This window comes from Herbaspirillum chlorophenolicum, assembly GCF_001189955.1.
Classification (GTDB): domain Bacteria; phylum Pseudomonadota; class Gammaproteobacteria; order Burkholderiales; family Burkholderiaceae_D; genus Herbaspirillum; species Herbaspirillum chlorophenolicum.
Genome location: NZ_LFLT01000008.1, coordinates 88,926 through 114,325 on the forward strand (window position 1 = coordinate 88,926; position 25,400 = coordinate 114,325).

A 25,400-nucleotide genomic window follows, 5' to 3' on the forward strand; every position below is an offset into this window, starting at 1 on the left:
CTTCAGAATGAAATGTCCTGCGAGGCCGTGACGGTCGCACGCACGCCGTATGCGCCGAGGCTGGACAAGGTCTTATTGTGGTGGGCCACGATTTGCGCAGGCGCCAGTACACCGTTGCCGGTGGTGGTGTGCCCATCGGCGGCCAGCGTCACCGGATAGCCCAGCGCCAATGCGCGGCGCACGGTGGATTCCACGCAGAACTCGGTCTGCATACCGCACACCACCAGATGGGAGATGTGCCGCATCTTCAGCATCGATTGTAGGTCGGTCTGGTGGAATGCATCCGAGCCGCGCTTGCGCAGCATCGCATCCTGCGGAACGGTCTCCAGTCCCTGCGCCAGTTGCCAGCCTTCGCTGCCATGTTCCAGGTCGCCGGTATTTTCATGCTGCACGACGATGACCGGCACGTGGGCGGCGCGTGCCTGCTGCGATAGCCGGTTGATGCTGGCGATCACGCGCTGGGGTTCGGCAACGGCCTGCGGGCCGGTGCACAGGGCGTGCTGGACGTCGATGATGAGCAAGGCGGTGGGCATGGGGCGGTATTGAAGTGTTGGTGGATCCGTACAGATAGTAACGGATCCGGCCCCGCCCCCGCTCTCACTGCGCCAGATGGTCGCGCAAATGCCTGCCGCGATATTCCTTGCGGAACAATCCCCGCCGCTGCAGTTCCGGCACCACCTTGGCTGCGAAGTCGTCAAAGCCGTAAGGCAAATGCGAGGGCGAGATGACGAAGCCATCGGCGCCTTTCTGCTCGACGATATGCTCCAGCCAGTCGGCGATATCGGCCGCAGTGCCGGCCACTTGCGGCGTCAGCACGCCTTGCGCGTAGAGGCGGCCGGCATCGGCCAGCGTGAGCCGGCGCTCGGCGGAGATTTCTTTCAACAGCTTGAACAGGCCCTGGATGCCGCTGACCTGCACGTCGCCGATGGGCGCATCCAGCGGGTAGGCGGAGAAGTCCACGTTCATGTGGCTGGACAAGGTCGACAATCCCACCAGCGGGTCGGCCAGGGCGTTGGCCTGTTCGCGCAATTGCTCGGCATGCGCGCACGACTCGCCGACGAAGGGCATGACGGCGGAGAGGATCTTGATGTCTTGCGGACGGCGGCCGAACTTGTCCGCACGGCTCTTGAGGTCGTCGTAAAAGCGCTGCATGCGCGCCAGGTCGGGCTGGATGTTGAACACCACTTCGGCCCAGCGCGCGGCGAAGTCCTGGCCGCGGTCGGAGGAGCCGGCCTGGATGATCACGGGGCTGTTCTGCGGCGACGAAGGGATGTTGAGCGGGCCGCGCACGCTGAAGTGCGTGCCGGCGTGGTCGATGGCGCCGACCTTGCCGGCGTCGGCATAGCGGCCATCGGCGGACAGTTGCAAGGCATCCGGTTGCCAGCTGCGCCACAGCTTGTGGGCGACGTCGAGGAATTCGTCGGCGCGGTCGTAGCGCACGTCGTGCGGCAGCGTTTCCTTCAGGCCGAAGTTGTCGGCCTCGCCCTGGTTGACCGAGGTCACCACGTTCCAGGCCGCGCGCCCGCCAGAAAGGTGGTCCAGCGTGGCGAATTCGCGCGCCAGGCTGTAGGGCTGCGAATAGGTGGTGGAGCGCGTGGCGCCCAGGCCGATGTGTTCGGTGACGGCGGCCAGCGCGCCGAGGATGGGCAGCGGGTCCAGCCGCGTGGCGTCCTGGTCGCCGACGGCGATGCCGTGGCGATGGCTCTCGCCATAGCGCGTCGATACCGCCAGCCGGTCGGCGAAGAACAGCAGGTCGAAGTTGGCGCGTTCCAGCGTCTGCGCGATGTGGCGGTAATAGTCCAACTGCAGGAAGCCGCCGGGCCGGCTTTGCGGATGCCGCCACAGCGCCTGGCTGTGGGCGGCATTGCCGGCGATCAGGAAGGCGGCCAGATGCATGGCTTACACGAGCACTTCAGGGTAGACCTTGTCCTGCACGCGTACTGCGCTCTTGAGCAGGCCGAGCTTGAGGAAGGCATCGGCAATCTGCTGCTGCTCTGCGACGATACCGGCGTCGACCGCCACCGTGGTGTAGTTGCGGCGTTCGGTGGCCAGCTTCAGCACCTTGGGGTCCACACCCAGTTGCGGCGCCAGCAGGTCGGCGGTTTCCTGCGGATGCGACTGGGTCCAGTTGTTGGCCTTCTTCAGCTCGGCGAACAGCGTGCGCACGATCTCCTTGTTCTGGTCGACGAACTTCGGCACGGCCAGGTGGAAAGTACGGTTGTTGGACAGCCCGGCGCCGTCGCGCAGGATGCGCGGACGGGTCGTGATCTCCTGGCCCGCCAGGAAGGGATCCCACAGCGTGGCGGCGTCGACGTTGCCGGACTGGAACGCCGCGCGCACATCGGCGGCGTTGGTGACGTAGACCGGTTCGATGTCGCTGTAGGTGAGGCCGACTTCTTCCAGCGCTTTGAGCAGCAGGAACTGCACATTCCAGCCGCGCCCGGTGGCGACCTTCTTGCCCTTGAGGTCCTTGACGGTGCGGATCGGCGAATCCTGGGCCACGAAGATGGCGATGCCCTTGGGATACGGTTGCTCCGCGCCGAGGTAGACCGCATTCACGCCCGAGGCGTTGGCGAACACCGACGGCGTATCGGCGGCGTGGCCGAAATCGATGGCGTTGGCATTGAGTGCTTCGGTCAGTTGCGGGCCGGCCGCGAACTCGAACCACTTGACCGACCAGCCGCGCGGTTGCAGCGCTTGCTCCAGCTGGCCGGTACCTTTGAGGATATTGAGCGTGTTGAACTTCTGGTAGCCGATGCGCAAGACCTTGTCCTGAGCGGCCAGCACCAGCGGCGCGCCACCGGCCAGCGCGCCGGCAGCCAGGCCTTGCAGCAGCAGGCGCCGCTTGAGATTGTGTTGTTCGCCGTTCATGCCCGTTCCCCTTTTTTCATCCAAAAGGCAACAGGGTAGGCAGGAGCAGGGCGCACGGGAAGGAAGAATTCCGCAGTTGCAAATGCGAAATTGTTTGTAGCCAGCCCGGCAATGCCTTTCCGGTCTATTGCTTTTATGCCACTGCGGCAATTTGTCCCATTGCGGGGCAGGTGCGGGATTTTATAGAATGGCGGTTCTCCGTCGAACCGGCAATTTTTCCTCTTCCCCATGACCGCACTTTTCGACCGCGTCGAAACATTCATGCGCAAGGCCTCAGGACTGCATATCGTGCTGGCCCTGTTGCTGGTGTGCGGCCTGTTGTGCTGGGCGGTCTGGGCATGGGCTACCGGCGAGGGCCGCGTGCCTTTTGCCATGTTCGACTTCTGTATCACGCCACCGGCTGCCTCCGGAAAATAAGCGGCACACTGCTGTACGGCGCCAGCCGTTAAAATGGGCGCTCGTTTTGCCGACGATGCCGCATGAGCTCCCAACCCGCCACTTCCCGTTATCCCATCCGTTTCCATCCGCGCCTGACGCTGCAAACGCTCACGCGCGGCGATGGCTTGCTCGGCATGCGCCCGCATGGGCTGTTCGGCCCGCGCGGCGGCATGGTGACGGTGGCGCAGATCGACTGGACCTATGGCGAAGGCGCAGAACGCTGGAGCATGCCGGCCCCGGTGCGTTTTGAAGACGAGGGTGACGTCGGCTATACGCCGGCGCATATCGTGCGCGATGTGCAAGCCGAAACAGCCGCCCTCGAACTGATCCGCGAGCAGGGTTTCCTGCCGCTGCGCGAAGACGCCTTGCAATGGCGTGCACACAATCCCCTGCACGATGCCGGCCCGTTATGGACGCTGGTGCAGGAAGCCTCATTCGGCGATTTCTGGGCCGACCAGGCGCCGCGCCTGCAGCAGCTCGGCTGGCAACTGGTGGTCAAGCCCGGTTTCGCGCACGAGAGCGTGCCGGTCGCCGCATGGCGTTTCATCGTCAGCAGCGAGACCGGCGAAGTACTGGGCAAGGAAGTAGCCGCCCCCCTGCAGCCGCGTGCATTTTCAAGCGAGGTATTCGACGGCCTCGACCCATCGGGACGCTGGCTGCTTTCCATCGGCATCGAGGTCGATGGCGAGACCATGGATGTCGGCCCGATGGTGGCCGACTTGCTGCGGCGCGACCCGCGCTGGGCCGATGCGCGGCAGGTCGAGAAGATGGACGACCATGCGCTGATCTCGCTGCGCGCGCCGGGCGGGCGCCGCATCGATGCCATGGCCGGGCCGCTCAAGGCCGTGGTGCTGGCGCTGCTCGACTTGCTGAGCGACCTCAAGCGCAAAGAGGGGCCGCTGACCCTGACGCCTTGGGACGCCCATCGGCTGGACGCCATCCATAGCGCGCTGCTGGGGCTGGACGGCGGTGCACCCTGGCACATGAGCGGAGAATCCGGCGTACTGAAGCTGGCGCAGCGTTTGCGCCAGGCCGGTGCGGTACGCGGCATCGAAGCACCCGAGGGGCTGGGCATCGTGCTGCGCAGCTACCAGCTGCAAGGCGTGGCCTGGCTGCAATATTTGCGCGAGCAAGGGCTGGCCGGCATCCTCGCCGACGACATGGGCCTGGGCAAGACCGCCCAGGTGCTGGCGCATATGCTCATCGAGAAGCAAGCCGGCAGGCTCGACCGGCCGGCGCTGGTGGTGGTGCCGACGTCGCTGCTGTTCAACTGGCAGCAAGAGGCACAGCGCATCGCACCCGCCTTGCGCGTGCTGGTGCTGCATGGCGAAGGGCGCGCAAGGCATATCGAGTCTATTGGCATGGGTGAGGCCGACCTGGTGCTGACGACTTATCCGCTGTTGTGGCGCGACCTTGGCGAACTGGCCCGCCTGCGTTTCCACCTGCTGGTGCTGGACGAAGCGCAGACGGTGAAGAACGCCACTTCGCGCAGCGCCACTGCCGCGCGCAAGCTGCACGCGCGCCATCGCATCTGCATGACCGGCACGCCGCTGGAAAACCACTTGGGCGAACTGTGGACACAGTTCCATTTCCTGATGCCGGGCTTTCTCGGTGATGCGCGCAGCTTCTCGCGCCTGTGGCGCAAGCCCATCGAAGAGCAGGGCCAGACCGTGCGCGCGCGTTTGCTGGCGCAGCGCGTGCGCCCCTTCATCCTGCGCCGGCGCAAGGAAGACGTGCTGCAAGAGCTGCCGCCGCGCACCGAGATCATCGAACGCCTGCAATTGCAGGGCCGCCAGCGCGAGCTGTATGAAAGCGTGCGCATCGCCGCTGACAAGCAAGTCAGGCGCGCGCTGCTGCGCCGCGGCTTGTCCGGTTCGCACGTCACGGTGATGGATGCGCTGCTGAAGCTGCGCCAGGTTTGCTGCGATCCTTACCTGCTCAAAGAGGGGCGCATGCCAAAAGGCATCGAGCGCGCCAAGATAGAACTGCTGCGCGACATGCTGCCGGCCCTGGTGGCGGAAGGGCGGCGCATCCTGGTGTTTTCGCAATTCACTGCGATGCTGGCCTTGATCGAAGCCGAACTGCGCGAACTGGGGCTGACGTGGCTCTCGCTCACCGGCGACACTGAACCCGCCATGCGCGGCGCCGTGATCGCGCAATTCCAGGCGCGGCAGGCGCCGCTGTTCCTCATCAGCCTCAAGGCCGGCGGCGTCGGCCTGAACCTGACCGCGGCCGATACGGTGGTGCTGGTCGACCCCTGGTGGAACCCGGCGGTGGAAGAACAGGCCATCGCCCGCGCGCACCGCCTGGGACAGACGCAGCAGGTGTTCGTCTACAAGCTGGTGGTGGAAGGCAGCATCGAAGAGCGGCTGCTGGAACTGCAGGTGCGCAAGTCGGCGCTGGCCGAAGGCGTGCTGGGGCGCGACGATGCGCAGGCGGTCAAGTTCGGGGAGGAGGAGTTGCAGGCTTTGCTGGCACCGCTGGGAGCGGGAATTGCGGAGAAGGTGGTAGGGATATCGTCCTGACGAGGGACGGGATCAAGCGGCACTCGACGAGCGAAAATATGTGGCAGAAATTCCATCATTGCCCGAACTTGGAAAAGCCAGACCCTGGATCGATCAAGGGCGGCTTAATCCATGCGCAAGGCACCATCATCAATATCGATATAACAGCGTAAAACCGACGGTCTGTGAACTCGTCTTGAAATTCTGTGGTTTGTACAAGGCCCAGGCGATGAACATATCGTAGCTCAGGCCACTGACGTTACCGCGCATGCCAAGTGCGGTACCGGCCAGTTTATCTCCCAGCAGATATTGCACATTCGGGCCATAGACCTTGCCGGTATCCAGACCGGCGTAGATCGAATGACGGCTTTTCCCTAATGGCATATCGACCTCGTTACGAACGAAGAAGCCACGCTCGGCGGCGAGATTCAGATCACCATCAAATCCTCTGACTGTATAGCGATTGCCGATCACGAACTGTTCCGTTGCATAGAGTGCCGACTGCGTGGTTTGTCCGCGTAGAGTGCCTATATAGGTGAACGGCTGGTTTGCGATCTTGAATGGCATCAATAGTGTCGCATCGATGGTTTGCAAGGTGTATCGGAATGTCGGCCCTCCGGATTGTCGCAGCGGTGAGTCGGCGTCGCCGTTGAACCAGCCAACGCCCCAACGGTTGGCGAGGACCAGGTCTAACTGTGCGTTGCCAAGGTGATGTCTGTGTAACCATGCCAGTTCGGCGAACGTCGTATTGCGCCGTTGGTTATTCAATTCGGTATTGTCGATGTAGGCACGGTTCCAACGTTTTCCTACTTTGAATTGGACGCTGTTTTTCTTCTGTTGGTCGCGTTGGAACAGATATGTGATCTTCGCTTCCAGGTTTTTTGATTGTCCGCTGGATGTGAAGGTCTGGAACAACCCCGCTATTTCCTGGTGATATTGATAGCTGCTGCCGGCTATGCCAAAGGTCCAGTAACCATAGGGTATCGCGTAGGAAATCTGGTTGCCGGTGGTGCCGCGCTGCCGCCCTTTGCGGTCGGCATCGGTATTGAGGCCGATATTGAAAGAATCGTTCAGCCCGAGCGGATTGTCGATTGCCAGATTTGTACCCGCTTGTAGCTGGCCGGTGCCTTTCGCTCCACTATCATCGAGCGTCACTGACAATCGCCACGGTTTGGTGCGAGTAAGGTTGATGACGATATCGCTCTCACCAGGATGCTCGCCAGGGATGATTTGCATATCGATATCCTGCGAGGAAATTCTCTTCATCTGCTCCAGGCCCTGCTCCAAATCACGTAGATTAAGAAGGTCGCCCGGTCTTGCCGGGAAGGCGGTCTTCCAGCTTCCGGAGATGTCGGCCGTTGCGAAACGGATGGAGCGGATGACACCTGGAATCAGAACCAGTGTGAGAGCACCGCCCGATAGTTTTTGTTCGGGGACACCGATGCGTGTGGTCGAATAGCCTTTGGCAAGAAGCATTGCCGATAAGCGCTGACTGATCAAATTGATGCCTTTGTATCCTATGCATCGACCGTGATACGTGTTTAGCGCCTGTTGCAAGAAAGCGAATGGATCTTGAGGGAACTTGCTGGCCCCTAGCCGCTGTTGATTCGGCGAGATTTGTGTCGGTAGGTCGAGATGAAGCTCGTTGATCGGAAAGCACGGCGCCTCTTGGGGCAAGAATCTGTCGTCCGGTGGCACGCTCTCCTGTGATTGCAAGTTCACTTCCGGTTGTTGTTGAAGACGCTGACGCTCTTCCGTTTGGCGTTGAAGTTGTTCGCGCTGTTGTAGCGCATCGGCCTCTTGCTGGACTCGGTGCTGTGCTTCGATGTCGGGTGTTTGTGCGTACAACGGATTGATTGCCAACAACATGGGGAAGGCGAGAAGAATAACGGACAAGACCTTTGGAGGAGGTTTGGCATGATGTTGGTTGGTTTCATTCATTGCATTCACTGCATATTCGTCCCAAAAGAAACCTGCGGCGCAAGTTGCTTTGTAAAAATGTAAAGCTCGCCAGATCAAGGTCTCAAGTGAAAGAAGCTGGAGGCAGGAATCGGCTGAGGGGATATTAGGGAATCGCTGGCGAACATCCCATCGGAAAAATCGGAGATGCGTTTCGAAGCACACAGAATTTGCTTAAAGGCTGTCGGACTCAAATTTGTGCTATATGCATGCGGCGGAAATTCACTGACTCTTCGACTTTCTCTCCCTATCCGGAGCTCGGAAGTGAAAAGGTCGAAAAGATTGAATACCCGTTTTTTGTGCCTGGCGGGCAGCATTGCCCTGGCATATAACCCTTTAATATTGGTTCGTGCCCAGACGTCGCCGATCAAGGCCGATTCCAATGCCGCCGGCGCGAACCGTCCTGTGATCGACAGCACTGCCAATGGCCGGCCCCTAGTACAGATAGTCGCTCCCAATGCAGCAGGCGTGTCGCACAATCAATATCAGCAATTCAACGTCGACAGGGCCGGTGCCATTCTCAACAACGCCACCGGCAATGCCTTGACTCAGCAAGGTGGCTGGATATCGGCCAATCCGAATCTGGGCAATGGCAATGCAGCGCGGTTGATTCTCAATGAAGTCACCAGTAACAATCCAAGCCAGTTGCGTGGGTACCTGGAAGTGGCTGGCCAGCGCGCCGATGTGGTGGTCTCCAATCCGAATGGAATTCTGGTGGATGGTTTTGGCTTCATTAACACCAGCCGCGGAGTATTAACTACCGGTGTGCCGGTGTTCGGCGGCAGTGGTTCTCTCGATGCGTTTCGTGTGACTCAGGGGGATATCTCGGTTGGCGGAACTGGCTTCAACGATCGCAGTACTCGCCAGGTCGACCTGATCGCGCGCAGTGTGCAAGTTAACGCTGGCATTTGGGCCGATCGTCTTAACATTATGGCCGGCGCCAATCGGGTTAATTATGTGGACCTAGGGGTGCAGGTCATTGACGGGGGCGGAGGTGCACCGACGGTGGCAGTGGACGTGTCGGCCATCGGTGGTATGTATGCCAACCACATCAGAATGGTTGGCACTGAAGCCGGCGTCGGTGTGAAGAGCTATGGAAAAATGGCTGCCATGGGTGGCGATTTCCAGATCGACAGTGCCGGAAAAATTACGCTGGGTGCCGACCTAAATGCGACTGGCAACATGCGAATCGTCAGCAGCGAAGCTATCGTGAATCAAGCCAAACTGTCTTCCGGTGGTGCGATGGACTTGCGCGCCACTGCCATCGGTAATCAGGGCAAAGAAATTCTGTCTGGCGGCAATCTTTTCATCAATGCGACTACGCTCAATAATGCCGACGGGAGCATCAAGAGCAATCATAACGTTAGCCTTGGATTACGCAGCGATTACACGCATGCCCGGGGAGAAACGATTTCCGCGGCAGGTGACCTCGCTATCAACACAAGCGGTGACTTCGTCAATCGGAATGACTTGTCTGCCGGCGGCAATCTGAGTGTGCATGCCGCTAACATCGACATCCGCAAGGATGGCCTGATAAGCGCGGGGAAAATCACCTTGTTGCGCGCGGACCAAGCCATCTCCAACACTGGCCGCATCTACGGCCAGGACATTGCTCTCGGCGCGCAAAGCATCATCAATGACCATGAAGGAATCTACGGTGACGGCATGCCGGCAGGTGTGATTGCTGCTCGCAATACGCTGAACATAGGGGCGAAGACACTTGTCAACCGTGAGCACGCATTGCTCAAAAGCGATGGCGATATGGCCATCGGTAGTGTGTTAGACGGCCGCAACAAGGCCAACGGCCGCGCCAACAGCATCATCAATAGCTCGGCTATCATCGATGCCGGCGGCCGACTTTCCATCGCCAGTGCCATATTGCGTAATACCAATGCCCATTTCGCCAGCGAAATTCGACTGGACCCCAGCAAGGCGCGCAGTTGGACGGAATATGAGATCGACGGTCATCCTCGGGTGTTTACAGCCGAGGAAGTGCGTTTGGTCCCTGAGGGCGGCGTGATGAAACTGATGGTTAATGCTGACCAGTCCCGTCATAACGATTACACCATTCGCCACATCAAAGAAACCACTCGCAGCTCCATCGTGACCCAAACAGATCCCGGCAAGATCGTTTCACGGGGAGACATGCTGCTCACTGGCGGCACGGTCACCAACGACAAGAGCGCGATCGTGGCTGGTGGAACACTGACGGGCCGTATCGACGGTGCTGACAATGGCGGTACCAATCCGCAAGGAGAAATATTCGTCCGCCGCGATATCGTTTCGATTCACCGTACGACCGAGAAATGCGGCTTTATGGGTAGCAAACGATGCAACAAGGACATTACCAGCTACCCAAACGTCGATTTTCCCGTCACCCACTTCGACCTCGGCATCTGGAAAGCCTCGGCCAATACTGCCCATGACAGCGTTCCCAATCCGGTTGGAGACAACAAGCCGCAGATCGTACCTTTGCCCACAAGCCAGCTCTATCGTCCTGTGACGGTGCCGGGGACGAACTATCTGATTGAGGCCGATCCTGCCTTTACCAATTACCGCAGCTTCCTCAGCAGTGATTATCTGCTGAACCGTATGGCGACGAATCCGGAATCCACGCAAAAGCGATTGGGCGACGGCTACTACGAACAACAGATCATCAACGACCAGATTTTGCGGTTGACCGGCCGCATGACCCTTGGCACCTACGCCAGCAATGAAGATCAATATCGGGCCCTGATGGATGCCGGCGTGGCCTTCGCACGATCCTTCGATATTGTTCCAGGGATGGCGTTGTCAGTGGGGCAGATGGCGCAATTGACTAGCGACATTGTCTGGTTGGTAGAGCAAAACATTCTCTTATCTGACGGCACCACGCAACAGGCACTGGTGCCTGTGGTCTACCTGTCACGCCTGCACGCGCAGGATGTCAGGCCTGGCGGTGCCTTGATCGCCGCTGAAAACATCGATCTCAAGATAAACGGCAACCTGGTGAACGCCGGCACTCTTCAAGCCAATGCCAATCTGTCTATCGATGCTGCGGGAGATATCGACAATAACCTGGGCACCATAGGTCGCCATGCCACCACCGGAACGACATTGCTAACGGCTGCCAATGACGTTAACAGCAAATCGGGGATGATCAACGGCCAGCGTGTGGCCATCCTGGCTGGACGCGATGCCAACATCGGCACCGTGGCCAATGCCAGCAATGGTGCCAACGGTATGCAGATCAGCCTGGACCGAACCGGTGGTATCGGTGCCGGTACGCTCGTCTTGCAGGCGCAACGCGACATCAACCTCAATGCCGCTGCGATTCATGCAAGCGGTGACGCTGCCTTGGCCGCAGGCAACAATCTGAATCTGAATGCAGTCAAGACGCAGGAAGAAATTAACGTCACCTACGATGACCGGAACCATCTCTATAAGAGGCAGGAACAAGCCAACGGTACCATCATTGCGACTGGCGGCAAGGCCACGTTCGTGGTCAACAACGACCTTAACAGCCGGGCCGCCTACGTCAATACTACCGGTGCACTCGCAGTGATGGCTGGCAATAGCATCAACATTGGTGCCGCCACCCAAGACAATCGTTACGACCAAGAGGTCTATACGGCGTCCTCCAGCGTACTCTCCTCGCACAGCACCCATAGTCGTGATCGGAAAAATGGTGCGCAAGCCATCGGCAGCACTTTATCTGGCGATAGCGTGACAGTGCAGGCGGGTAAGGACCTTAATGTGGTGGGCAGCAATATCGTCTCTACCAGCGGTACCAATTTGGCGGCGGCGAACAACGTCAATATCGTTACCAGCCGGAACACGGCCAGCCAGATCTACAGCAAGGAAGAAAAAACTTCGGGCGTCTTTAGTGGCGGTGGGATTGGCGTGACCATCGGCAGCCGCTCCCTGAAGAATGATCAAACCAGTCTGCAAGTGACTAATAGTGCCAGCATAGTTGGTTCTACGAGCGGTAACGTTGCTATTGCGGCTGGCAAGACTTATACGCAGACAGGGAGCAACGTCGTAGCTCCGGCAGGGGATATCAATATCATCGCCAAACGTGTCGATATCAATGCGGCAGCGGACACGATCGACACTACACAGGCTACGCGTTTCAAGCAAAGCGGCGTTTCCCTTCAGATTACCAGTCCGGTCTTGTCGGCCATTCAGACAGCACAGCAGATGAAGCAGGCGTCAAGCCAAACCAAGGATACGCGTTTGAAAATCTTGGCTGGCGCGACTGTGGGCATGTCCGTCGTGAATGCTGCCGATGCTATCGCACAGAATCCTGCAACGGCTGGTGGCATCAACGTTGCCATTTCTCTGGGGACCAGCAAAAGCAACAGCCATAGCGAGCAACATACCAGCACAGTGCGGGGCTCCAATGTAACTGGTGGCGGCAACGTTACTATCGCCGCTATCGGTGACGGCAATCATAGCGATCTCACCGTGGCCGGCAGCAAGATCAGCGCTGGGAGCAATATTGCCCTGGAAGCCGAGCACGATCTCAATTTCATTTCCGCTACCAACATTGCCCAACAGTACAGTACCAATAGTGGTTCTTCGGCTAGCATCGGTATTGGCTTTTCTGTCGGAGGCTCACAAAACGGTTTCTCCATCAATGCAGGTGTCTCCGGCACTCGTGGTAATGCCAACGGCAGTGATGTCAGCCATACAAACACCTTGATTGTCGCCGGCAATCAATTGAAAACTACCTCCGGCCACGACACCAATCTCAAGGGCGCCGTCGCTGGCGGAAAGCAAGTGACTGCTAAGGTCGGCAATGACCTCAACATCGAAAGCCTGCAAGATATCAGCACCTACAACAGCAAACAGCAGAGTATCGGCGTGGGTGTGAGCCTGTGTCTTCCACCTTTCTGCTATGGCGCCTCCAGTGTCAGCGCCAACGTCGGGCAGTCGAAGATCAACAGCAGCTACGCCAGCGTCAATGAACAATCCGGCATCAAGGCTGGCAATGATGGATTTAATGTCAAGGTTCAAGGCAACACCGATTTGAAAGGTGCCCTGATCGCCAGCACCAATCAGGCCGTGCAAGACGGTAAGAATAGTTTGAGTACTGGCACATTGATATATAGAGACATCCTGAATCGCGCCGACTATAAAGGTCAAAGTCTTAACTTGGGCGGTGGCTACAGTTTCGGCGGTGGCGGCGGTAATAATGGCGTTGGTACTGACCAGCAAGGCAAGGTCCAAAGCGGCCCAAGCCAGGTGCCGGGTACCAGATTGCCTGCCGACAAAAACGGATTGGCTATGGCGCCTCCGATACCGCTAAGTGCTAAAGGCAGTGCCTTCAGCACCACGCAATCGGGTATCAGTGGCGGCGATATTCGCATCACCAACGATCAGGCCCAGCAACAAAAGACCGGCCAGACCGCCCAGCAGGCGAGTGCGGCGATTAACCGCGACGTTACCAGCGATAAGGATGGCGCAAACGCGCTTAAGCCGATCTTTAACGAGAAGGAAATTCAGGCTGGTTTTACGATTGCCGGGGCGTTAGCACGTGAGGTCAATACCTATGTCCATAACCGCGCTCAAGAAGCCGACGCCAAGAAGAAAGCCGCAGACGATCAAGGCAGTTCCTTGACGCAAGACCAGCGTGAGCAACTGCGCAAGGAGGCCAATGAGTTGGAATCCAATTGGGGGCCGGGAGGCACCTATCGAAAAATCGCAACCGCATTGACTGCCGCAGCATCAGGCAATGTCATGGGTGGCGCAGGTCAGTTCGCACAGGCCGCCACGGTCAACTATCTGCAAAGCCTTGGCGCCGAACAAGTCAAACGTATTGCGGATAGTCTCGGTAGCGATGCGGCGAGAGCAGCATTACACGCCATTGTTGGCTGCGCTGGTGCGGCCATCCAAGGAGCCAATTGCGGTGCAGGTGCAATGGGTGCCAGTGCTTCCTCTGTTCTCGGTACATTGCTTGGCTCTAGCAACAATCTCGGCAACGAAGAAAAAGAAGCACGCAAGAATGCCGTCACCAGTTTGATTGCAGCTATTGCTGCGACGGGAAATAACGTCGCTACCGCCACCGCAGCAGGACAGATTGAGGCGGAAAACAATACTTTGTACGTTTGGCGCAATAACGCAATACGAACGGATAAGGTACCTAACGATAAGGTGGTCGTGCTAGGGAAGAAGGACGCGTGGCGAATCTTGAATCAGCCAATCAAAGATATTGGATATCCACAGGTATTGTCGCCATCGCAGCTTAATGAATTGGTTGATAGCCAGGTGTATGACTTGGCAAAACCAAGGGATTTTGAAGCTTTAAGGAAAGTCACAGATATGAGTTATTACGTCACTGAGAATGGAACTCGCGTGTTCTTCCAGAATGGTATGGATAACCACGTACCCGATGCTAAAGCAAGTGCGGCTCTGTTATCAGGGCTTCTCAAAGAACCGGTCGGAGCCATCATCAACGATAGTCATGGTGTACCCCGAGATGTGAAGGAATACCTTCCGAATATGTTCGCTACCAAGGATATTCTGAATGAATATACCTATCGCACGCTGAATGCAAAAGGAAATCCCACGCTGATCGTTATGCACAGTGCTGGTAATGAGGATGCCTATAAGGCGTTGAAAGCTGGGCAAGTGTATGGCTATACCTATCCCAATTTGAGCTTCTTGTCGGTGGGATCGCCAGTCGGTGCGGAAAAACTGCAATCTGTCATGCGGCAAAGCGGTTCTATATTTCTTGGGCAGGTAAATGACTGGAGGGATCCGGTCACCAATTCGAAAACGGCGGGTGCATTGGCTTTGAGCTTGACCGGCATAGGTATTGTGACTGGAGCGAAAGCTGCTGCGCCCATAGGAACTCCTGGTGGGTTGTTGGGAGTATTGGCTGCGGGTTTGCTTGGTGGAGGTATTGGAGCGACGTTTGGAGGAGGATCTATTGCCTATGGTTTGAAAAAATATCACCCATTCACACAATATTTCGAAACACAACAGTTTCAACAGGAAGCACTGAGTTGGCAAAAGAGTCAAGAGAAGTAATGTGTATTGCCATGGATTGTTACGTCACTGCGAATGGAACTCGCGTGTTCTTCCAGAATGGTATGGATAATCACGTACCCGATGCTAAAGCAAGTGCGGCTCTGTTATCGGGGCTTCTCAAGGAGCCGGTCGGGGCCATCATCAATGACAGTCATGGTGTGCCCAGCGACGTGAAGGAATATCTGCCGAATATGTTCGCTACCAAGGACATTCTGAACGAATATACCTATCGCGAGTTGAATGCGAAAGGAACCCCTACGCTGATCGTGATGCATAGCGCTGGTAATGAGGACGCTTATAAGGCGTTGAAAGCTGGGCAAGTGTATGGCTATACCTATCCCAATTTGAGCTTTTTGTCGGTGGGATCGCCGGTGAGTGCGGAAAAACTGCAATCCGTTATGCGGCAAAGCGGTTCTACGTTCTTGGGGCAGGTAAATGATTGGAAGGATCCTGTGACTTATTCAAAAACGGCCGTTGGTGTGGTTGGTGGCACTTTAATTGGAGGAGCAGCTTTAGGTGCTTGGTATGGTGGGGTTGTTGGAGCAGCGGCAGGCGCTCCTGCAGGATCACTTGGTATTTTCTTTTTGGGTGCGGCTGGTGCTGGCTTTGGAGCCAGTTTTGGAGCCAGTCTTGGTGTTACAGCATTCATGGGACTAAAGAACTATCATCCATTTTCCCAATATTTCCAGAATCAGCAATTGCAGCAGCAGGCGCTCAATTGGCAACAGCAGCAATCGAGCGATCTAAAGAAGTGAGCGATGCGCCATTACGTCATTGAGAATCGAACCCGCGTGTTCTTCCAGAATGGTATGGATAACCACGTACCAGATGCTAAAGAAAGTGCGGCTCTGTTATCGGGGCTTCTCAAGGAACCGGTCGGCACCATCATCAATGACAGTCATGGTGTGTCCGGCGACGTGAAGGAATATCTGCCGAATATGTTCGCTACCAAGGACATTCTGAACGAATATACCTACCGCGAGCTGAATGCGAAAGGAAACCCTACTCTGATCGTGATGTATAGCGCTGGTAATGAGGACGCTTATAAGGCGTTGAAAGCTGGGCAAGTGTATGGCTATACCTATCCCAATTTGAGCTTTTTGTCGGTGGGATCGCCGGTGAGTGCGGAAAAACTGCAATCCGTTATGCGGCAAAGCGGTTCTACGTTCTTGGGGCAGATCAATGACTGGCGTGATCCGGTGACTTATTCGAAGACTGCAGGTGCCTTGGCGCTGGGCGTGACGGGTGCCGGTGTATGGACCGGTGTTCAAACCGGGATATCCATTGGAGCGCCCATGGGGACACCGGCTGGACCATTGGGAGTGTTTGCTACGAGCTTGATCGGTGGTGCTGTAGGTGTAGCTGTAGGTGGAGCCGTGGGTGGTTCATCTATTCTTTACGGTATAAAGAATTACCATCCCTTCGCCCAATACTTCCAAAACCAGCAATTGCAACAGCAAGCCTTGGATTGGCAGAAACAGCAAGAATCGAACACCTCCAAGAAATAAAAGTGATGGGCTACTACGTCACCAGCGATAACACGCGTGTGTATTTTCAGAATGGCATGGACAATCATGCACCGGTCGCCAAGGCTAGTTCCGCCCTGTTGGCAGGGCTACTCAAGGAGTCGGTCGGGGCGATCATCAACGACAGTCATGGCATTACCGGCGATGTCAGGGAATACCTGCCAGATACCTTCAGCGCCAAGGATATTCTGAATGAATATACCTACCACACGTTGAATGCAAAAGGAAATCCCACATTGATCGTTATGCACAGTGCTGGTAATGAGGACGCTTATAAGGCGTTGAAAGCTGGGAAAGTGTATGGTTATACCTATCCTAATTTGAGTTTCTTGTCGGTGGGATCGCCGGTCGGTGCGGAAAAACTGCAATCCGTCATGCGGCAAAGCGGTTCTATACTTCTGGGGCAGGTAAATGACTGGAGGGATCCGGTCACCAATTCAAAAACGGCGGGCACATTGGCTTTGGGCTTGATTGGTGTAGGTATTGTGACTGGAGCGGAAGCTGCTGCTCCCATAGGAGTTCCTGGCGGGCTGTTAGGAGTATTTGCTGCAGGAGGTATAGGTGGAGTTGCAGGTGGAGCTGTAGGGTTTGGTTCTATTCTCTACGGTCTAACGGGTTACCATCCTTTCGCTCAATATTTCCAGAGTCAGAAATTGCAGCAACAGGCGCTGAATTGGCAACGGCAGCAATCGAGCGACTTAAAGAAGTAAGCGATAAGCTATGACGAAGTACGCCATATCTTTGGTTGTCAACGCCTGAGCCGTATCAGTGATAAGACTGTTTCGTCATGATTAAAACAGTCAATACATCAAACCGATTCAGATCGCTTCCAAAGAAAACGATGTTACCGATAAGAGCCTTATTTCTGCATAGACCGTTTGCCAATGAAGCAAATAATTAACACCATCGCCAGCAGTTCGACCAGCGCGATGCCGGCCAGGCCCTGGGTATAGCGGCCGGTAGTGGTCTTCAGGTAGCCCAGCAGTTGCGGCGAGAAATATCCGGAGAGATTGGCTACCGAATTGATCACGGCCAGTCCGATGGCGATGGCGCTGCCGGACAGGTACTGTCCCGGCAACTGCCAGAAGATCGGTATCGCCCCCATGGTGCCGGCCGATGACAGCGCCAGCGAAAAGATCAGGCCAGCCGCATTTTTCTCACCGACGAAATACGCGGCCAGCAGCAAACCGGCCGCGCCGATGGCCGCCGCTGCCGCGGTGTGCAGGCGCACTTCCTGGTGGCGGTCGGACAGCCAGCCGTTGAGCACCATCCCACCCCAGCCGCAGGCATAGATGCCGCTCATGACCCAGCCCAGCGCCTTGATGTCGGTGAAGCCGACCTCCTTGACCAGGCTGGGGCCGTAATACACCAGCGTCGCGTTGCCGGCGATGATGCAGAAGAACACGGCGATCAGCACCCAGATCTTGCCGTTCCTGAGCGAGGCGAAAAAGCTGTGTTCGCGCGGGCCGAGCTTGCGGTCTTCGTCGGCCAGCTCGGCGGCGATGTGTTCCTTTTCGCGTGCGGAGAGCCACTTGGCCTTGGACGGCAGGTCGGTCAGGATGAAGAAGGCGACGATGCCGATGACCACCGAAGGAATGCCTTCGACGATGAACAGCCATTGCCAGCCCTGCATGCCGAAGGCGCCCTGGCTCATTTCCATGATGTAGGCCGCCAGCGGGCTGCCCACCACCAGCGAGATCGCCGAGGCCGAGACGAACAGGCCCAGCGCCTTGCCGCGCCGGTGCGCCGGCAGCCAGTAGGTGAGGTAGAGGATCACGCCCGGTTGCAGGCCGGCTTCGAAGGCACCCATCAGGAAGCGCAACAGGTAGAACTGCCCGGGCGTCTGCACCCATGCCATTGCCATGCATACGACGCCCCAGCCGATGGTGATGCGCATGATGGTTTTGCGCGCGCCGATCTTTTGCAGCAGCATGTTGCTCGGCACCTCGAACAGGAAGTAGCCGATGAAGAAGATGCCGGCGCCGGCGCCGTAGATCGCATCCGACCATTGCAGGTCGCTCATCATCGTCAACTTGGCAAAGCCGACGTTGACGCGGTCGACCCAGGCCAGGAACCAGATCAGCGTGACGCAGGGGACGATGCGCCAGACCACGCGGCGGAAGGTGGCATCGTGTTCATTCAGCGCCGCGGAGGCGGGTAGCGGTGACGCGGTTTCTACGACGGACATGAGGCTCTCCCTGGAATGGACGATGGCTGCCACGGAATGCGCCTGGCCGGAAACAGGGTTTCCGCAGCCTTGTTGGGAGAGCATTTTTCATGCCATGACGTATGCGCCCTGCGACTGCGTTTGTGCGGGCGGAAGATATTCCCGTTTCTGATAACTAGAAATAAGCGAAGGATGGGTGTGCCGAGAGGGCCGTGTCGCCGCAAGAATGCGGCCATTGTTCCGTGAGGCTTGTCCAGCCTGGGTTTGCGGGATATTGGGGGAAGATTTCCCGATAGCTTTATTTCTATCCCCGCGATAGCTACCGGCGATTATTCCACTTTGCAGAACACTCAATTCTTGTTTCCCGCGTTTTTCTCCGTGCGGCGAATCCCTACACTGCAGTCATCGATGAACGACATCGCAACGCAAGAAACGATGCGGTTCCGAGAGAGGCACATGTCATCTCACATAACCGAAACATGTACCGCTGAATGTAATAGCGAATATCCGACTCAACACCCTAAGGAGAAATATCATGTCTGCAAAGTATATCGTCGCCGCCGCACTGGCCCTGTCCGCTTCTTCCCTGGCATTTGCCGAAGCACCGTATCCGGTCGAGAAGCCTTTCGTTTCGCATACCACCCGCGCCGCCGTCAAGGCTGAGCTGGCCAAGGCACAGCAGCAAGGCCTGGCCAATCAGGTCGACTCGGTTTATCCGGTTGTGACCTCGGCTCCGGCCAATAGCGGCCTGCAAACCGCCGGCAATGCTCAATCGTCGATTTATGCCGGCGCCTGATGGCCGGCCGGGCGGGGCGCGCGGTTGAACCATGCCGGCGCTTTCCGTCCACTGTGATTGCGTAGTTGAAGCAGGTAAAACAAGAAAAGAGGAAACCATCCATGTTGCACCAACTGTTCTCACGCGGCTTGTCCATCTATCCGAGGGTCTATATGCAGTTCGCCGCCCTGGTCGGGCTGCTGATCGCCGCCGAGTTCAGCATGGGAACGCTCAGCATGATGCTGACCCAGCGGGCGGTATACCGGGTTTCCCAACGCCTGAGGCGCGTGCAGCGCCGCCGTGACGCCTCGCGCAGGACGCGCGATGAACATATCGACGGGAATTGCTGCGCCTGAGCTTTCCTCTTTCCTGAGCAGTTGCCAAGAGCGGCCCGATGCGAATGATTTCGCATCGGGCTTTCGTTTTTTGGGGCGCCGTGTGTGGGCAGCGGCGGCAGGACCTTCGGGGTCAGGCATATCGTCATATCAGATGGATTTTTCATGCCAATGCCGCATCTGGCGCGCCTTATGCCAAAATGGCATGGGACACCGGCAGTGTGCATTTGTATAGTGGCTGCCGGGCTGGGAGGCTTGGGCCGGCCGCGTTGCGGTGCGCTCCGGGCGAATCGTTGGCGGCGCACCATGTGCGCCAGGTGGAGCGGGAAACAATGGAAATCAAATGGGTTGAGGACTTCCTCTCGGTGGTGGAGACGCTGAATTTCAGCCGCTCGGCCAAGCTGCGCAATGTGACGCAGCCGGCTTTCGGCCGCCGCATCCGCTCGCTCGAAACCTGGCTGGGCGCCGAGCTGTTCGACCGCTCTTCCTATCCTTGCACGCTGACCCCGGCCGGCGAATCCTTTGTGCCTATCGCCAGGGAAATGCTGAACCAGTCGATGCAGGCGCGGCTGGTCTTGCGCGGCCAGTTGGCCGGCGCGCAGACGGCGGTCAGGTTCGCCATGCCGCACACGCTGCTGCTGACGGTGTTTCCCAAGCTGCTGTCGGAGATCGAAAAGAAAGTCGGCGCCATCGCCACCATGGTCATGGCCGGTAATGTGCACGATGCCGTGATGGCCTTGGTCGAGCGCAACTGCGACTTGCTGATCTGCTATGACCACCGCCAGCAGGGAATCGCCCTCGACACCGAGCGTTATGACGTGCTGTCGCTGGGCAAGGAGCCGCTGCGTCCCTATGTGAAGACGCTGCCCAACGGCGCGCCCAAATACGTGTTGCCGGGCGCGCCTAACGATCCCTTGCCGTTCCTCAGCTATTCGCCGTATTCGTCGCTCTCCCGCATCGTCGAGAAGGCGCTGCATACCAGCCCGCGCCGCGTGCACCTGTTCCGCCGTTTCGAGACCGACCTGGCCGAAGGCTTGAAGAACATGGCGGTGGAAGGCCACGGCATTGCCTGGCTGCCGGCCAGCGCGGTTGCACGCGAAGTGGCGGAAGGCAAGCTGACGCTGGCGATCGCTCCCAACGACAGCGAAGCCCTGGAGCAGGGGCTGTGGTGCGATGAAATGGATATCCGCGTCTATCGCCGCCTGGACGGCGCCCATCCGGAAATCGACCGCATCTGGAATTACCTGAAGGCTGAACATGCGGGCGGATGATGCTCGCATATTCGGCCTGTATTTGAACCGTTTCAACATTTTTACCCGATTGAAGGAGTCCCCATGAAATTGCTCAGCAACCAGCAGATCAGCGAGCTGCTTACCACCGAAGACGCCATCGGCGCCATGCGCGAAGCGTTCGCGGCAGCCGGTGAAGGCGCCCACCAGGGCCGCGTGCGCACCAGCGCTTCCAATGGCGTGATGCTGTCGATGATGGGCGCGGTGATTCCCGGCGCGGGCATCGCGGGCGCCAAGGTCTACACCACCATCAAGGGGCAGTTCAAGTTCGTGATCGTGCTGTTCTCCAGCGAGACCGGCGCGCCGCTGGCCACCATCGAAGCCGACACCATGACCGGCCTGCGCACCGCTGCTGCGACCGCGGTAGCTTGCGACGCGCTGGCGCGTCCCGATGCGCAGGTCCTGTCGGTTATCGGTACCGGCGTGCAGGCGCGTTCGCATGTGCCGGCATTGATGCAGGTGCGCAAGTTCAAGGAAGTGCTGGTGGCCGGTATCAGCGGCCAGCAAGAACTGGCCGAGGAGATTACCCGCACGCTGGGCGTCCCGGCACGGGTGGTGACGGTCGACGAAGCGGCCGCTGCCGCCGACGTGCTGGTGACCGTGACCCGTTCGGCCACGCCGCTGTTCGACGGCAAGCTGCTGCGTCCGGGCGTCTTCGTGGCGGCGGTCGGCGCTTCCAAGGCCAATGTGCGCGAGCTGGACGACACCGCCATCGCACGCGCCGCCGCGCTGTTCGTCGAATGGAAGCCGCAGGCGCAGCAGGAAGCCGGCGACCTGGTGCAATGCGCACCGGGTACCTTCGACTGGAACAACGTCTTGGAACTGGCGCAGGCGGTGGACGGCAGCATGCCTTACCAGCGCCGCGCCGACGACATCGTGGTCTACAAGGCCATCGGCATCGGCCTGGAAGATGTGGCGCTGGCCGGCCTGGCGTACCGCAAGGCTTGCGCCAAATACGGCTGGTAAGCGTCGCCGCTGCAGCATAAGAAAACGCCGCATGGCCTTTGGGCCTGCGGCGTTTTTGTTTGCGCTGCGCGGACTGGCGTCAGGCCGATGCCTTGCCCGGTACGCGCGGCGCCGACGGTTTGGCGCGCAGCGCGGCAGCGGTGGCCGCCAGCACGATGGCGATGCCGGCCACGGTGCCGGTGGTGACCGGTTCATCCAGCAGCAGCCATGCCCACAGAGAGGCGAACACCGGGATCAGGAACGTGACCGTGATCGCGCGGGTGGCGCCTTCGGTTGAGATCAACTGGAAGAACAGGGCATAGGCCAGGCCGGTGCAGACCACGCCCAGTACCGATACCGCCAGCAGCGATGCCGGGGTGCCGGCCTGCAGCGCGTGCGGCAGGCTGGGCAGGGCCAGGGGCAACAGGCAGAGCGAGGCGGTGAACTGGCTGCCGGCGGCAATCGCGATGGGCGAGATGCCGCCGCCGCGCATGCGTGTGAAGGTGGCGGCAAAGCCATAGCTGAGCGCCGCGCCCATGCTGGCAAGCACGGCCAGGATCACCATCGCATCGACCCGCATCGGCCCGACGCCTACCAGCACGCCTACCCCGAACAGGCCCAGCACGAAAGACGCCATGCGTACCGCGGTCAGCCGTTCGCCCAGCAGCAGGAAGCCGAACAGCGCGGTGAATACCGGCGCCAGCGAATTCATGGTGGCCATGTAGGAAGATGGGATGTACAGCGCGGACCAGGCGAACAGGCTGAACGGCAATGCCGTGTTGGCGATGCCGATGACGAGGTAAGGCAGCCAGTTGCGCCGCCATTGCAGCGGCACCCCGCGCGAGCGCGCGAAAGCCAGCAGCGCCAGCGTAGCGAGAGAGGCGCGGCCGAAGGTGGTGAGCATGGGCCCCAGTACCGGCGCAGCGATGCGCATGAGCATGAAGCTGGTGCCCCAGATGGCGGCGAGCAGGAATAGCCGGGCAATATTCGATGAAGACATGGCGGCGATCGAATGCGGTGGAGCAGCGAGTGTAATGCGCGTCTTCACCTGCCGCATAGGTACAGTTGGGAAGATTTTCACCGGGCCACCTTGCACGCCATCCCAAACCAGGCTCGCCCGCCTTACGCCTGTTGATGAAATGCGTTCTAATATCCGCATGGTCAACGCAAAGGGAGAGGGATGTGCTCAAGATTTACGGCCGGGACAATTCCATTAATGTGCGCAAGGTACTGTGGGCCTGTGCCGAGTTGGGCATCGAATACCTGCACGAGGATTGGGGCATCGGTTTTCGCTCGACCAGGGAACCGGCGTTTCTTGGCATGAACCCGAACGCCATGGTGCCGGTGATCGATGACGATGGCTTTGTGCTGTGGGAGTCGAATTCCATCCTGCGCTACCTGGTCGGGCAATACGGTGGCGGTGCGCTTTATCCGGCAGCACCCCGCGAGCGGGCCCGCATCGACCAGTGGATCGACTGGCAGGCCAGCGATCTCAACCGTTCATGGAGCTATGCCTTCATGGCGCTGGTGCGCAAATCGCCGGTGCATGGCGATGCGCAGCAGTTGGTGGCTTCCATCGAAAACTGGAGCGGCTTCATGCGCGTGCTGGAGCAGAAATTGCAGCAGACCGGCGCCTATGTTGCCGGTGATGCCTTTTCGCTGGCGGACATCCCGGTCGGCCTGTCGGTCAACCGCTGGTTCGGCACGCCGCTGACGCGTCCGGATTTGCCGGCGCTGGCGGCCTACTATGAGCTGCTGACGGAGCGGCCAGGCTTTCGCGCGTTTGGACGCAACGGCATGGCCTGAGTTCGCACCCTTGATGGGCCGGGGAAATGGGGGCGCATGCGGCGGGGAGGGTACACTTCGGTCTTGCGCATTTTTATCGCGCTTTTTCTTCTTGCCAAACTGTCCATGAACCGAAAGAAAACCCTGCTGTTCCTCGCCGCTTTCCTGGGATGCCTGCTGCTGTCGAGCGTGCCGCTGATTACGCTGCTGTTTTATTGACGCAGCAGCGTAACCGCGGCGGGCCGGAATGGATCAGTAACGTTCCAGCCAGTGCGCGTAAGGCGCCGGCAATGTCCACGAGGGACGTTCCACGCCCAGTTCCTTGGCAGCAAAATATGTCCAGTGCGGATTGACCAGGTGCGCACGGCCTACCATCACCAGATCCAGTTGCTGCTCCTTGACGACGCGTTCGGCGATCTCCGGCGTGCCGAAACCCCAGGCCGACGATACCGGCACATCGGCTTCGCGGCGTACGCGTTCGGCGACCGGGCCGAGGAAGGCCGGTCCCCAGGGGATATTGGTTTCAGGAATGGTGAAGCCGATGGTGACGCTGATCATGTCCATGCCGGCAGCCTTGAAGTCCCGCACCAGGCCGATCGATTCCAGCAGCGTCTGTTCGTTGCGGCCGTCATATTCGATCACACCGAAACGCACCGTCAGCGGCAGGTTTTCCGGCCACACCTGGCGTACCGCGCGCAGGGTTTCCAGCAGGAAGCGTGCGCGGTTTTCCACGCTGCCGCCATAGATATCGTCGCGCTGGTTGGCGTGCGGCGAGAAGAAGCTTTGCGCCAGGTAGCCGTGGGCGAAGTGCAGTTCCAGCCATTCGAAACCGACATCGCGCGCACGGATGGCGGCATCGACGAAGTCCTGGCGCACGCGGGCGATATCGTCGATGGTCATGGCCTTGGGGACCTTGGGCAGGCCTTTGCCGTAGGCAATCGCCGAAGCGCCGATGGTTGCCCAGCCGCGGGGATCGCCTTCGGCGATATGGTCGTCGCCTTCCCAGGGGAGGTTGGCGCTGGCCTTGCGTCCTGCATGGCCGATCTGGATGCCCGGCACCGAGCCGGCCGCCTTGATCGCCTGCACCACCGGCACGAAGGCTTGGGCCAGGTCGTCCGACCAGATGCCGGTGCAAGCCGGCGTGATCCGGCCTTCAGGCGAGACAGCAGTGGCTTCGACGATCACCAGCCCGGCGCCGCCGCGCGCGATGCTGGCGTAGTGGGACAGGTGCCAATCGTTGGCGCGGCCGTCAATGGCCATGTATTGGCACATCGGCGGTACGGCGATGCGGTTGCGCAGGGTTACGTCTTTGAGTTTGAACGGCTGGAACAGGGCGGACATATTGGCCTTTTGATATGAAGCGGTTATTCGATAGATTATTCGGTAGTTCGAATATGTTCGAACTATGGAAGCAGTATAACCCAAGGTGTATCATGTTGCAGATGCGCCCCTACAAACACCCCGCCGCCAGCGAACTGGTCCTCGAACGAGTGCTTTACGCCTTGAGCGATTCCATTCGCCTGGACATCGTGCGCCACCTCGCGCATGTCGAATGCGCGACCTGCGGCGAGCTCGACGGCGGCCGCCCGAAATCCACCGTCTCGCACCATTTCAAGGTCCTGCGCGAAGCAGGCCTGGTGTTGACCGAGAGTACCGGCACCACCCATATGAATACATTGCGCCACGCCGATATCGAAAGCCGTTTCCCGGGTTTGCTGTCGGCGATCCTGTCGCAAGGTGCGCCGGCCAAGCGCAAGGCCGGCGCCAAAAAAGCCAAGGCGGCGTGACTGCC

The 25,400-nt window shown here is 58.8% G+C and carries 19 protein-coding genes; 12 read left to right on the top strand and 7 right to left on the bottom strand.

The window, feature by feature from the left end:
* Positions 1-2 precede the first annotated feature (2 nt).
* The 3 genes from AKL28_RS07520 to AKL28_RS07530 form a co-directional block, all read right to left on the bottom strand.
* Positions 3-533, bottom strand: a complete 531-nt coding sequence (locus tag AKL28_RS07520; protein ID WP_050467494.1) for a cysteine hydrolase family protein — start codon at positions 531-533, stop codon at positions 3-5.
* A gap of 64 nt (positions 534-597) precedes the next feature.
* Positions 598-1,896: an LLM class flavin-dependent oxidoreductase gene (locus tag AKL28_RS07525; RefSeq protein WP_050467495.1), complete on the bottom strand. Its 1,299-nt coding sequence runs from the start codon at positions 1,894-1,896 to the stop codon at positions 598-600.
* Between the two features lie 3 nt (positions 1,897-1,899).
* Complete coding sequence (locus AKL28_RS07530) at positions 1,900-2,871, bottom strand: aliphatic sulfonate ABC transporter substrate-binding protein (RefSeq protein WP_050467496.1); 972 nt, start codon at positions 2,869-2,871, stop codon at positions 1,900-1,902.
* Positions 2,872-3,132: 261 nt separating this feature from the next.
* On the opposite strand from AKL28_RS07530, the gene AKL28_RS07535 reads away from it, so the two are divergent.
* Positions 3,133-3,288 carry a metallothio multi-domain protein gene (locus AKL28_RS07535; protein ID WP_231602362.1) on the top strand — a complete coding sequence of 52 codons (156 nt, stop codon included), beginning with the start codon at positions 3,133-3,135 and terminating at the stop codon, positions 3,286-3,288.
* Between the two features lie 62 nt (positions 3,289-3,350).
* The gene (locus AKL28_RS07540) at positions 3,351-5,834 is read left to right on the top strand and encodes a DEAD/DEAH box helicase (protein ID WP_050467498.1); all 2,484 of its coding nucleotides are present in this window, start codon (positions 3,351-3,353) and stop codon (positions 5,832-5,834) included.
* 129 nt (positions 5,835-5,963) lie between these two features.
* Here the strand turns inward: AKL28_RS07540 and AKL28_RS07545 are convergent, their stop codons facing one another.
* Complete coding sequence (locus AKL28_RS07545; RefSeq protein ID WP_231602363.1) at positions 5,964-7,754, bottom strand: ShlB/FhaC/HecB family hemolysin secretion/activation protein; 1,791 nt, start codon at positions 7,752-7,754, stop codon at positions 5,964-5,966.
* A gap of 300 nt (positions 7,755-8,054) precedes the next feature.
* Between AKL28_RS07545 and AKL28_RS07550 the strand changes: the two genes are divergently transcribed.
* The 4 genes from AKL28_RS07550 to AKL28_RS07565 are packed head-to-tail and all read left to right on the top strand — an operon-like array spanning position 8,055 to position 17,022.
* Positions 8,055-14,786, top strand: a complete 6,732-nt coding sequence (locus AKL28_RS07550; RefSeq protein WP_169801826.1) for a two-partner secretion domain-containing protein — start codon at positions 8,055-8,057, stop codon at positions 14,784-14,786.
* On the top strand, positions 14,786-15,541 hold the full coding sequence (locus AKL28_RS07555) for a hypothetical protein (protein WP_050467501.1): 756 nt from the start codon (positions 14,786-14,788) through the stop codon (positions 15,539-15,541). The genes AKL28_RS07550 and AKL28_RS07555 overlap by 1 nt, the downstream gene beginning before the upstream one ends.
* A 3-nt stretch (positions 15,542-15,544) precedes the next feature.
* A complete protein-coding gene (locus tag AKL28_RS07560) occupies positions 15,545-16,294 on the top strand; it encodes a hypothetical protein (protein WP_050467503.1) in 750 nt (249 codons plus the stop codon).
* Positions 16,255-17,022, top strand: a complete 768-nt coding sequence (locus AKL28_RS07565) for a hypothetical protein (protein WP_156226258.1) — start codon at positions 16,255-16,257, stop codon at positions 17,020-17,022. Before AKL28_RS07560 ends, AKL28_RS07565 begins: the two co-directional genes overlap by 40 nt.
* A 149-nt stretch (positions 17,023-17,171) precedes the next feature.
* Here the strand turns inward: AKL28_RS07565 and AKL28_RS07570 are convergent, their stop codons facing one another.
* A complete protein-coding gene (locus AKL28_RS07570) occupies positions 17,172-18,500 on the bottom strand; it encodes an MFS transporter (RefSeq protein WP_050467555.1) in 1,329 nt (442 codons plus the stop codon).
* Positions 18,501-19,014: 514 nt separating this feature from the next.
* Here AKL28_RS07570 and AKL28_RS07575 point away from each other — a divergent pair.
* From AKL28_RS07575 to AKL28_RS07590, 4 genes are all read left to right on the top strand, one after another.
* Positions 19,015-19,275, top strand: coding sequence for a DUF4148 domain-containing protein (locus AKL28_RS07575; protein WP_050467505.1), 261 nt, complete (start codon positions 19,015-19,017; stop codon positions 19,273-19,275).
* Between the two features lie 101 nt (positions 19,276-19,376).
* Complete coding sequence (locus AKL28_RS07580; RefSeq protein WP_050467506.1) at positions 19,377-19,610, top strand: hypothetical protein; 234 nt, start codon at positions 19,377-19,379, stop codon at positions 19,608-19,610.
* Between the two features lie 311 nt (positions 19,611-19,921).
* A complete protein-coding gene (locus AKL28_RS07585; RefSeq protein ID WP_050467507.1) occupies positions 19,922-20,860 on the top strand; it encodes a LysR family transcriptional regulator in 939 nt (312 codons plus the stop codon).
* A gap of 63 nt (positions 20,861-20,923) precedes the next feature.
* On the top strand, positions 20,924-21,844 hold the full coding sequence (locus AKL28_RS07590; RefSeq protein WP_050467508.1) for an ornithine cyclodeaminase family protein: 921 nt from the start codon (positions 20,924-20,926) through the stop codon (positions 21,842-21,844).
* Positions 21,845-21,923: 79 nt separating this feature from the next.
* Here AKL28_RS07590 and AKL28_RS07595 read toward each other — a convergent pair whose 3' ends face one another.
* Entirely contained in the window at positions 21,924-22,823 is a 900-nt protein-coding gene (locus AKL28_RS07595) for a DMT family transporter (RefSeq protein WP_050467556.1), read from the bottom strand.
* Positions 22,824-23,005: 182 nt separating this feature from the next.
* Here AKL28_RS07595 and AKL28_RS07600 point away from each other — a divergent pair, with 182 nt between their 5' ends.
* A complete protein-coding gene (locus AKL28_RS07600; protein ID WP_050467509.1) occupies positions 23,006-23,629 on the top strand; it encodes a glutathione S-transferase family protein in 624 nt (207 codons plus the stop codon).
* 231 nt (positions 23,630-23,860) lie between these two features.
* Here AKL28_RS07600 and AKL28_RS07605 read toward each other — a convergent pair whose 3' ends face one another.
* A complete protein-coding gene (locus tag AKL28_RS07605) occupies positions 23,861-24,949 on the bottom strand; it encodes an NADH:flavin oxidoreductase/NADH oxidase (protein WP_050467510.1) in 1,089 nt (362 codons plus the stop codon).
* A 101-nt stretch (positions 24,950-25,050) separates the two neighbouring features.
* On the opposite strand from AKL28_RS07605, the gene AKL28_RS07610 reads away from it, so the two are divergent.
* Positions 25,051-25,395: an ArsR/SmtB family transcription factor gene (locus AKL28_RS07610; protein WP_050467557.1), complete on the top strand. Its 345-nt coding sequence runs from the start codon at positions 25,051-25,053 to the stop codon at positions 25,393-25,395.
* Positions 25,396-25,400 lie beyond the last annotated feature (5 nt).